The organism is Pseudogracilibacillus amylolyticus (SeqCode) (assembly GCF_051918545.1).
In the GTDB taxonomy this organism is placed as follows: domain Bacteria; phylum Bacillota; class Bacilli; order Bacillales; family Amphibacillaceae; genus Pseudogracilibacillus.
Genome location: NZ_JBPPZG010000134.1, coordinates 1 through 10,430 on the forward strand (window position 1 = coordinate 1; position 10,430 = coordinate 10,430).

General features: G+C 35.8%; 11 protein-coding genes. 1 reads left to right on the forward strand and 10 read right to left on the reverse strand.

All coding sequences use genetic code 11. The annotated features are described in order from the left end of the window. Positions 1–197: 197 nt before the first annotated feature. From rnc to ACPYKA_RS14245, 8 genes are all read right to left on the reverse strand, one after another. Positions 198–890: a ribonuclease III gene (gene rnc / locus ACPYKA_RS14210; protein WP_479542895.1), complete on the reverse strand. Its 693-nt coding sequence runs from the start codon at positions 888–890 to the stop codon at positions 198–200. A 350-nt stretch (positions 891–1,240) separates the two neighbouring features. After that, positions 1,241–1,474 carry an acyl carrier protein gene (gene acpP, locus ACPYKA_RS14215; RefSeq protein WP_479542896.1) on the reverse strand — a complete coding sequence of 78 codons (234 nt, stop codon included), beginning with the start codon at positions 1,472–1,474 and terminating at the stop codon, positions 1,241–1,243. A 61-nt stretch (positions 1,475–1,535) separates the two neighbouring features. Continuing rightward, positions 1,536–2,279 carry a 3-oxoacyl-[acyl-carrier-protein] reductase gene (gene fabG / locus ACPYKA_RS14220; protein ID WP_479542897.1) on the reverse strand — a complete coding sequence of 248 codons (744 nt, stop codon included), beginning with the start codon at positions 2,277–2,279 and terminating at the stop codon, positions 1,536–1,538. A gap of 1 nt (position 2,280) precedes the next feature. Beyond that, positions 2,281–3,222: an ACP S-malonyltransferase gene (gene fabD, locus ACPYKA_RS14225; RefSeq protein WP_479542898.1), complete on the reverse strand. Its 942-nt coding sequence runs from the start codon at positions 3,220–3,222 to the stop codon at positions 2,281–2,283. 1 nt (position 3,223) lies between these two features. Beyond that, a complete protein-coding gene (plsX, locus tag ACPYKA_RS14230; protein WP_479542899.1) occupies positions 3,224–4,222 on the reverse strand; it encodes a phosphate acyltransferase PlsX in 999 nt (332 codons plus the stop codon). Positions 4,223–4,224: 2 nt separating this feature from the next. Further along, complete coding sequence (fapR, locus tag ACPYKA_RS14235; protein ID WP_479542903.1) at positions 4,225–4,794, reverse strand: transcription factor FapR; 570 nt, start codon at positions 4,792–4,794, stop codon at positions 4,225–4,227. 92 nt (positions 4,795–4,886) lie between these two features. Then, on the reverse strand, positions 4,887–6,914 hold the full coding sequence (gene recG / locus ACPYKA_RS14240; protein WP_479542900.1) for an ATP-dependent DNA helicase RecG: 2,028 nt from the start codon (positions 6,912–6,914) through the stop codon (positions 4,887–4,889). Between the two features lie 112 nt (positions 6,915–7,026). Further along, positions 7,027–8,682: a DAK2 domain-containing protein gene (locus ACPYKA_RS14245; protein ID WP_479542901.1), complete on the reverse strand. Its 1,656-nt coding sequence runs from the start codon at positions 8,680–8,682 to the stop codon at positions 7,027–7,029. Positions 8,683–8,922: 240 nt separating this feature from the next. On the opposite strand from ACPYKA_RS14245, the gene rpmB reads away from it, so the two are divergent. After that, positions 8,923–9,111, forward strand: coding sequence for a 50S ribosomal protein L28 (gene rpmB / locus ACPYKA_RS14250; RefSeq protein WP_336258619.1), 189 nt, complete (start codon positions 8,923–8,925; stop codon positions 9,109–9,111). A gap of 168 nt (positions 9,112–9,279) precedes the next feature. On the opposite strand, the gene spoVM is transcribed toward rpmB, so the two are convergent. Both spoVM and ACPYKA_RS14260 read right to left on the reverse strand, forming a co-directional pair. Continuing rightward, complete coding sequence (spoVM, locus tag ACPYKA_RS14255) at positions 9,280–9,360, reverse strand: stage V sporulation protein SpoVM (RefSeq protein WP_336260226.1); 81 nt, start codon at positions 9,358–9,360, stop codon at positions 9,280–9,282. A gap of 798 nt (positions 9,361–10,158) precedes the next feature. Continuing rightward, positions 10,159–10,430 (reverse strand): ribulose-phosphate 3-epimerase (locus tag ACPYKA_RS14260; protein WP_479542902.1); only part of this gene is annotated, 272 nt, incomplete at its 5' end.

Consider the following 10,430-nt stretch of genomic DNA (forward strand, 5'->3'; position numbering starts at 1 on the left):
GCCTCGGTGAGACCACGCAGTGCGTAGCACAAGGGGGCTCAACAGCCGCCCACGGAAAGCGTAGTGTATTTCCGTAGCGGTAGGTTGATTACTAACCGAATTTACTGCACAGTATTCTTCAACTACGTGAGATTGAATTATTGAAATTCTGTACTTTTTGTTCTTTTAATCGTTTCGTATTTAAAATCCCATCTTTTTTATTCGTTATTCTTAGCTAATTCTTCCAACATGCGTTTGGCGGCACGTTGTTCTGCTTCTTTTTTTGAATTACCAGTCCCTCTGGTACGTACTTCTCCATTTACAATTACTTCAGCCACAAATTCTTTTCGATGGGCAGGCCCTTTCTCTTCGATAATAAGATATTCCAGCGTATTTTTTTGATCTTTTTGAATTTCTTCTTGTAATTTTGTTTTATAATCCATCGCATACGAAAAAGCATCAGTTATTATGTTCGGAAATATTTGTTTTTCCAAAAATTCTTGGCATACGGCCATTCCTTGATCCAAATACAGTGCACCAAGTAAAGCTTCAAATACATCCGCTAATAGAGCTTGTCTGTTTCGGCCACCTGTTCGTTCTTCTCCTTTACCGAGTAGAATATAATGATTTAATTCCAAAACTTCAGCAAAATGGAATAACGATTCTTCACATACAATACTTGCTCTTAATTTTGTTAGTTCACCTTCACTCATTTCGGGAAATTTATTGTATAAAAAATCCGAAACAGCCAGTTCTAGTACAGCATCTCCCAGGAATTCCAACCGTTCATTATCAGACAAATGTTTTTTCTGATGCTCATTCACATAAGATGAATGTGTAAAAGCCTGTCTTATTAAACCTTTATTTTGAAAAGAAATTGCTAATGTCTCTTCAAGCCTTTTTACATTCATAATAGCTCTCCTTTTTAATTTTATTAATAAACTTGGCTTATCGCCAAGCCTTGGCGAAAGCCCTAGATGCACTTACAAGTGATTGACGTGCTAGTGACTTACGCCTGAGACAAATCTTTACGGTAGGACGAACAAAAGTGCAAATGCCCTTCGATGGGACGAGTTAGCGCAGTCCCAGGACGCCCGAGCTTTTAGCCAGTGAGCGAGTCAAGAAAGTTTTATACTCCCTCTATATACTAAAAAACAAATGAAAAGTCCCGCAACATGCGAGACTTAAATTTTTTTGGTAGTTACAAAGTACTCTTATGTATACTACTAATATTTTGTATAATAACAATTTTTATACTAGCTTATTTATTTTCTTCTATATAGTTAACAGCATCGCCCACTGTGTTGATGCTTTCAGCTTCTTCATCAGCAATTTCAATATCAAACTCATCCTCTAATTCCATAACAAGTTCAACTACATCTAATGAATCTGCTTCTAAATCGTCTCTAAAAGAGGCTTCCATTGTAATTTGCGATTCTTCTACATCTAATTGTTCTACAATGATTTCTTTCACTTTTTCAAATACATCTGACATCTCTTTCACCTCCCTCCAATAGTATATGTGAATTAATAGAAAATTACTAGTTTGACTCTACTTACATTACCATTCCACCGTCAACATGTATTGTTTGCCCAGTAATATATTTAGCATCATCTGACGCTAAAAAGCAAACAACATTTGCGATATCCTCTGGTTCACCAAGTTTTTCCAAAGGTATTTGAGACAGTATCGCATCTTTTTGTTCTTCTGTTAAAATATTTGTCATGTCAGTTGTGATAAATCCAGGTGCAACCGCATTGACTAGAATATTTCTTGTTGCCAGTTCCTTTGCAGTTGATTTCGTTAAGCCAATCAATCCTGCTTTTGCAGCTACATAGTTTGCCTGTCCTGGATTTCCACTGACACCAACGATAGAAGCGATATTAATAATTTTTCCATACCGTTGTTTCATCATCTGTCTAGTGACTGCTTTCGTACATAAGAAAGCTCCTTTTAAGTTCGTTTCAATTACTTGATCAAACTCTTCTACTTTCATCCGCATTAATAAATTATCTTTCGTTATTCCGGCATTGTTTACTAAAATATCTAGACGACCAAATTCTTTCGTAACTTCTTTTATCATTGCCTTTACATCTTGTTCGTCTGCTACATTTGCACGGATTTTAATTGCTTTTACTCCTAAATCATGGAGTTCTTGGACAACTTCTTCGGCTTTTTGTTCATTTCCAGCATAGTTCACTGCTACGTTTACACCTTTTTTACCTAGTTCAAGTGCAATCGCTCGTCCAATTCCCCGTGAAGATCCCGTGACAAGGGCAATTTTTCCTTCAAGAGACATCTTACGCATCCTCCTTATACCATGACAAAAATTGTGAGAAAGATGCAGTATCTTCTATTGCAAATGTTTTAATTTTCCGGTCAATTTTTCTCACTAGGCCACTTAAGACTTTACCTGTACCTACCTCAACAAAAGCATCGACATTTTCTTTCAGTAAATTTCGAATAGATTGTTCAAAGCGAACAGGAGAATACAATTGTTTAATTAATAATTGTTTAATTTCACTCTTGTCTGTTACCGCTTCTGCTGACACATTTGCATATACAGGCACTTCCGCATTGCGAACATTTACTTGATTAAGAGAAACTTGAAATTCGTCATTAGCCGGTTGCATTAAACGGGAATGAAATGGACCACTTACATTTAGTGGTAATACTCGTCTTGCTCCAGCTTCTTTTAAAAGTATTTCAGCTTGGTCAACACCAGCTCGTGAACCTGAAATGACAATTTGTCCAGGACAATTTAAATTAGCAATATCGACCACTTCTTTTTCGTCAACCTTGTCGAGTTCTTTTTGTATCGCCTCTTCATCCAAACCTAATACGGCTGCCATCGTACCTTTCCCTTTAGGAAAAGCTTGTTCCATTAACCTACCGCGAGTTGCTACAAGCGGGAGTGCTTCCTCGATAGAAAGAGATTGTGCCGCAACGAGAGCGCTATATTCACCAAGACTATGACCAATTGTTGCGATAGGCTGAATATTTTCTTTAGCCAGTAGTGAATATGCTGCAATACTACTTAATAATAAGGCAGGTTGTGCATTTTCAGTTTCCGTTAATATCTCGGCCGGACCATTAAACATTATATCCGTTATATCTTTATCCAAACTCTCATTAGCAAGTTTATATAGTTGCTTTACTTCATCGTGTTGGTCGTACAAATCTTTTCCCATTCCTACGACTTGAGAACCTTGTCCTGGGAACATGCATACAATTCTTTTCATCTTAGTCCTCCTCTAGTTCTAACGTGTTAATTGTTTCTCCGATTGTTCCAATAACATTATTTTCGATCATATGGCAGGCCTGTTTTATTGTATGATAAATCGAACGAGCATTCGATGATCCATGTGATTTAATAACTGGTGCAGATAATCCAAAAAGGGCTGCACCCCCGTATTCTGGATAATCTAGCTGTTCTTTTAAATTTTTTAAATCACTTTTAATTAACCCAGCAGCTAATTTCGTTTTTAATGACGACGTCAACGTCTGTTTTAACAATTTCATTACATGAAGCGCTGTCCCTTCAATTGCTTTTAGCGTTATATTACCACTAAATCCATCTGTTACGACAACATCAGCGACTCCATCTAACAGGTCCCTTGCTTCTATATTGCCAATAAAATTAATCGGTGCAGTTGATAACTGAGCAAAAGCTTTTTTAGTTAACTGACTTCCTTTCCCATCTTCCGTTCCAACATTTAATAATCCAACTGTTGGTTTTTTAATCAGTCGCACTTTTTCACTGTAAATAGAACCCATGACTGCATATTGTACAAGGTTATGTGCATTTGCATCAACATTAGCACCTGCATCTAGCAGTAAAAATCCTTTGCCATTGGTTGTAGGTAATGTCGGACTAAGTGCTGGTCTGTCAATTCCTTTTGTTCTTCCTACAACAAACAATCCGGCTACGACAAGTGCCCCCGTATTACCGGCAGATATACATGCATCAGCCTTTTTTTCTTTCACTTCATTTGCCGTTAAAACGAGTGAAGAATTTTTCTTGCGACGGATAGCGCGAATTGGCTCTTCATCTCCACCAATAACTTCTTCTGTATGGATAATTGAAATACGCTCATTATTCGTTAAGTACTTTTTTATTTCCTTTTCGTCTCCAACTAATGTAATATGTAAATCTTTCACATCTGAAATTGCATTCATTGCACCTTCTACAACAACTTTAGGGGCATTATCTCCACCCATGGCATCTATCGCTATTTTCATATTTACTTCTCCTTCTCGCTAGAACGATACATGTGGAATATACCAGAAAAAACGACTTCATTTTTCACAAAACTATTAACGTGAACAACGGTGATCCCGTCTTTTTTAACTTCTTTAACTTCTGCCTTTGCAACAACTTGCTCATTTAATTTTACTTGTCTTTTAAACTTAATCTCTGATTTTCTAGTTAAAGCTAACTCATCATCGATTACAGCAACTGCTAGCGAATTAGCTTGCGCGAATAAATGATGTCCTCGTGCTATTTTATTTCTAGAAAATACTTGTTCAGGCTGTATTTTCATAATTGAAATAGCACGTCGGTCGAGTTCCAGATCGATAATGTCTCCAATTACTTCGTCTAACGGAAGTGACTTCACCGTCTCATTCCATTGATTTGTTGCAACAGATTTGATTCTTTCACGAAGCTCTGGAATAGCAAGCTCTAAACGATCTAATCGAATCGTCTGTACACTGACATGAAAATAATTAGCTAGTTCTTCGTCCGTTATAAAAGGGGTTTCTTCAATTTTTTCTACTAGTAATTGTTGCCGCTCCATTTTTTTAAACCTCATCATTATCCACATCCATAGCGTCATAATTATGACTAGGTAATAATAGTAATATATAACACCATGTGTAATAATGCAAGCAGAATTTCGTGTATTTAATCAAATCTCTGGTCTCCAGATTCCTCCTCTAAACGTTCCGATAATTTTTGATATGCCGCATCTTTTTGTAATAAATTATGTTGAATAATATGCTGTGCATCTTGGCGTGCTACTTCAAGAGCTCGATAATCATGGATAAGATCGGCTACTTTAAACTCTGGTAACCCACTCTGCTTTTTACCAAAGAAATCACCTGGTCCTCTTAATTTTAAATCTTCCTCTGCTAATTTAAAACCGTCTGTCGTCTCCGTCATAATTCGCATTCTTTCCTTACCTACTTCTCCTTTAGGATCAGCTATTAAAATACAGTAGCTTTGTTTATCGCCACGCCCCACTCTTCCTCTCAATTGATGAAGTTGTGATAATCCAAAACGTTCCGCATCATAGATTACCATTACACTGGCATTCGGTACATTTACACCTACTTCAATAACAGTAGTAGCAACTAAAACATGTATTTCATTCTTCATAAATTGTTTCATAATCAACTCTTTTTCATCAGGGGGCAGCTTCCCATGAAGTAAACCAATTTTAATCGTATTAGAATAATAATCTTGTAATTGATGGTATAAATCGATCGCATTTTGATAATCAAACGCTTCCGATTCTTCGATCAGCGGAGAAACAATATAAGCTTGCTCTCCTGCTGCTACTTTCTTTCTAATAAATTCGAGTACACGAATGAGCATATTCTCTTTTACCCAAAACGTTTCTATTTCTTTACGGCCTTTAGGCATTTGATCGATTATAGATACATCCATATCACCAAACGCTGTAATAGCAAGTGTACGTGGAATTGGGGTAGCTGTCATAAATAATACATCTGGGTGCAGCCCTTTTTCTCTTAACATTTTTCGTTGCTCTACTCCAAAACGATGCTGTTCATCAATAATCACAGTTCCCAAATGGTGAAAAACAACTTCTTCTTGAATCAAAGAGTGTGTACCGATTACAATTTGAATCTCATTATTTTTTATTCCTTCAAGGATTTTCTGACGGTTCTTTCCTTTTACAGAGCTTGTCAATAAACCTATCTGTATGTTAGAATCCATCATTTCCCTAATAGATTCATAGTGCTGTTCTGCCAATATTTCTGTGGGCACCATTAACGCACCTTGACGATTAGCTTGTACCGAAGCGTAAAGACAGATTGTTGCTACAGCGGTTTTTCCCGACCCGACATCCCCTTGTAACAGCCGATTCATTTGAATAGGAGACCGCATATCATTAAATATTTCTTGCAACGCTTTTTCTTGAGCAGCCGTTAATGTAAATGGAAGCCGACTAATGAATTGATGTACGTCGTTATCTTGAAAATCCTGTTGAACACCTTTATTAATAGATTGATTTTTTTGTTTTAGTAAAGCCATCTTTAACTGGAACAATAAAAGTTCTTCATACACAAATCTTCTTCGAGCATGTTTAAGTTGTAGTTGATTTTCAGGTCGATGAATCTGTTTAATGGCTTCACTTCTTGTTGGTATTTTATATTCTTTTAAGTAAGCTGGTGGAAGTAATTCTTCAATCTCATCAGCATATTCCCGAATACATTGCTTCAGCAAATTACTTATTCTTCCGCTCGTTACATTTCCTTTCACAGAATAAATTGCTTGTATATTTACATCTGTATTTGGTTTTCCTAATTGATAATTATTTACTGTAATTTGCAATCGATGTGCATCCCACTTACCAGTTAGTGTAACTTTTGTCCCTTTCGTTAAATGCTTTTTTGCAAACGCTCTGTTAAACATCACTGCTTTTACTGCTACTCGATCAACTTGTAGCATAAATTGAAGGCGAGAGCTTTTTCTACCGTAAGTGACGGTTGGCGGATACATAACTTCTCCAATTATCGTTACATTATCATCATGAATCAGTTCACTTAAAGGCTTGATTTCTAAAATATCATAACGATAAGGAAAATACTCCAGAAGATCTCCGACTGTATATATATCCATTAGATTTAAATCGTTTTTTACTTTCTCTCCAACACCTGTTAAAGTTTCGACTGGTTCATTCAACAATTTCTTAACCACTCTTTTCTTTATTGATTAAATACGATTCTAAATACTATAATTATAACAAATTGATAATAGACTGTCCCAATAAAAAAAGTAAGGCATGATGACGGATGCCTTACTCAATCATAATAATAAAAGAATATATAGGTTGATTCCCTTTATGTAATTCTATATCTAAATCCTCAAAATGTTGTTCCATGAAATCATGTAAAGAAATAATCTCTTCCTCTGAAACATCTTCTCCATAAAAGATTGTAACGATTTCATCATCTTCATCAACCATCTTTTGAAGTAAACTACTCACAGTCTCCATTTTATCTGTATTCGTGACACGGATCGTTTCATCATTTAATCCCATATAAAAGCCTTGCTTTATTTCCATTTGATTAATAACTGTATCTCTTGTTGCATATGTCACAAGGCCTGTCTTTACATCTTTCATGCCTTCCAACATGTTTTGTTCATTTTCATTCATTGAAGCTTCTTCTTCAAAAGTAAATAAGGCACTAATACCTTGAGGGATCGTTTTCGTTGGTATAATAATAACATTTTTATCGGAAAGTAATTTTGCTTGATTTGCAGCCATTAAAATGTTTTTATTGTTCGGTAAAATAAATGTATGTTTGGCATTTACTTTCCTAATTGCTGAAAGAAGTTCTTCTGTACTAGGATTCATCGTTTGTCCACCTTCAATGATGTAGGTAGTTCCAAGACTTGTAAACATATCTTTTAGTCCACTTCCCGATGCAACAGCAATAATTCCATATTCTTTTTCTTCTTGCATACTTGTTTCTTCATCCTGCTTTTCGACGATCGACTCGTGTTGTTTACGCATATTTTCAATATCAATGTTTACTAATTCTCCAAAAGTTTGAGCATGATTCATAACTTTTCCCGGGAATTCTGTGTGGATATGCACTTTCACCATATTATTATCTGCCGCAACAAGTAAAGAGTCACCATATTCACTCAATTGATTACGAAACTTGTTTTCATCAAACTCACTCATATTTTGTTCATTTATTTCGACAAAAAACTCCGTGCAATAACCATATTCGATTGAATCAGCGCTAATAAACGATTGAGCAGAACGTTCATGTTCTATATGGATCATCTTTTCCATATCAATTTCCGACTCTGCCTTAGGTAGCTCGTCCCCTTTTACAGCCGCTAGAAAGCCTTCATAAATAACGACTAATCCTTTGCCGCCAGAGTCTACTACACCTACTTCTTTTAAAATAGGTAATAATTCTGGAGTCCTTTCTAATGATTGCTTGGCTTCAGAAACTACTGCGTCTAACAACTTAATAATATCCTCTTCTTCATCGGCTAGTTCAATGGCTTTTGTCGCTGCATCTTTCGCTACAGTTAAAATTGTTCCTTCTACTGGATTTGTAACCGATTGATAGGCCACTTTCACTCCGTTATTTAACGCATTTGCAAAAGCCTTACTAGATATTTCCTTTTCTTCTTGAAGACTTTCCGAAAAACCGCGAAATAGCTGTGATAAAATTACCCCAGAATTTCCACGAGCTCCCATTAATAACCCTCTAATGAACGAGCTAAGAATTATTGGTAAATCTGCACTTTTTCTTTCATTCAATTCTTTTACACCTGAACTCATTGATAAGTTCATATTTGTTCCGGTATCACCATCTGGCACTGGAAATACATTTAATTTATTTATAATATCTTTATGATTAGATAAATTATTTGCGCCTAATTGAATCATCTTTATTAATAAAACGCTATCTATTTTATTAACTTTCACAATTAAATCCTCCTCTAAACCCAACAAGATCCTATTCATTAATAAAAAGTGCTAAGTAATATTTAAAATCGTACTACTATATTGTACATATAATTTACAATAAGGAAAAGAATACCCCTTTTTATTTCGAATTTATTCTTATTATGAGCAAATGGAAGAAAAATTAAATTGCATTATTGGATTTGATATGATAAATTAAATAAGTATGAAATGACACATGTATGTTAAGGAGGGGTTTGTATGTCAAGAAAATGTGTTATTACTGGACGTAAAACAGGAACTGGAAATAACCGTTCACACGCGATGAATGCAAATAAACGTAAATGGAAAGCAAATGTACAAAAAGTAAGAATTATGGTAGATGGCAAACCAAAACGAGTATATGTATCAGCACGTGCGTTAAAATCAGGTAAAATTAAAAGAGTATAAGTCAAGACTTAATAATTTATCGTTAAGTAGATATTGAATATACCATGTCAAAAAGCACCCATTCGATTGGGTGCTTTTTTAGTTCTTTAAGTAAAAAGTGTTCGAGATAGATAAAACTCTAAAAAAATCTGGGGGATGTAATGAATGTGTTAGAATAAGTGTACTGAATTAGTCCTTTTTGAACATCCCCATTATTACACGAACGAAACCACCGATAAATCTTGGGAGCTTAATCGTATAAAACTTCATTTACTCCTCCTCCTAATCACTTAAAAACGAATAATATAAAATTATACTCACGCTCTTCTACTATAATCTTATGCAGAGAAAACAATTATATGATTTTTAATGAAAAGAAAGAGGTAAATTACTTAACTTTCGCAAAGTGAAATTTGGGATGGAACCATTGAAAAAAGTGGAAACACACTTCCAAAACTAACTTTGGATAACAGGTTATTCTTTTGAAATTCTGGAATATCCAGAAGCAAGGGCTTTTTCAACATTTGAAGTAAACTGTGCAGTAGTGAAAATTTAAAACTAGTAACGCTTCGTTGATTTCCGTCGTGGAAATAACGAAGCTACAAAGCAGAATACCGCTACGGAAATACACTACGCTTTCCGTGGGCGGCTGTTGAGCCCCTTCGTGCTACGCACTTGGGTCTCACCTAGGCCTGTCCTCCCACAGGAGTCTCCGTGTATTTCCTTCGCTGGGTGTGTTTGGTAAACAGCTCTACACAGTTTGTTACTACTATCTCTATGGTTGATTGGAGCCGGAGGGCAGTCGACTCCTGCAGGAAAAGCACGTGTCTGAAGACTCAGAAGCAGCGGTTTTCTGCTTCAGAGGCTGAAGCCGTGCCCGCGGAAAGCGTACTGCCCGGAGGCGGAAATCAACGGTGCAGTAGCGAGGTTAACCGAAAAATTATCAACTTAAGTTACTGCGCAGTTTATGGATATTGTATAAAAACCTCAAATCTTTTACATGAGAAGCGTTACTCAGTCTTTATTAAGCTTAATCTAACCACCTTGTATGAAGATGTAAAAATTGAGTTATTCATTAATCGCTTTTCTTAAATCCTCTATTGCTTTTTTTCTATCACTTTCATTAAAAATCGCACTTCCTGCAACAAGTACATCAGCTCCAGCATCTGTACATAACTTTGCAGTTTCTACATTTACTCCGCCGTCAATTTCAATTTCATAGTTATAATTATTTTTTTCTCTAAGTTCCGCAATTGCTTTTATTTTTGGAATCATTTCATGAATAAATGATTGACCACCAAAACCAGGATTCACTGTCATAATTAATACAAGATCAACAT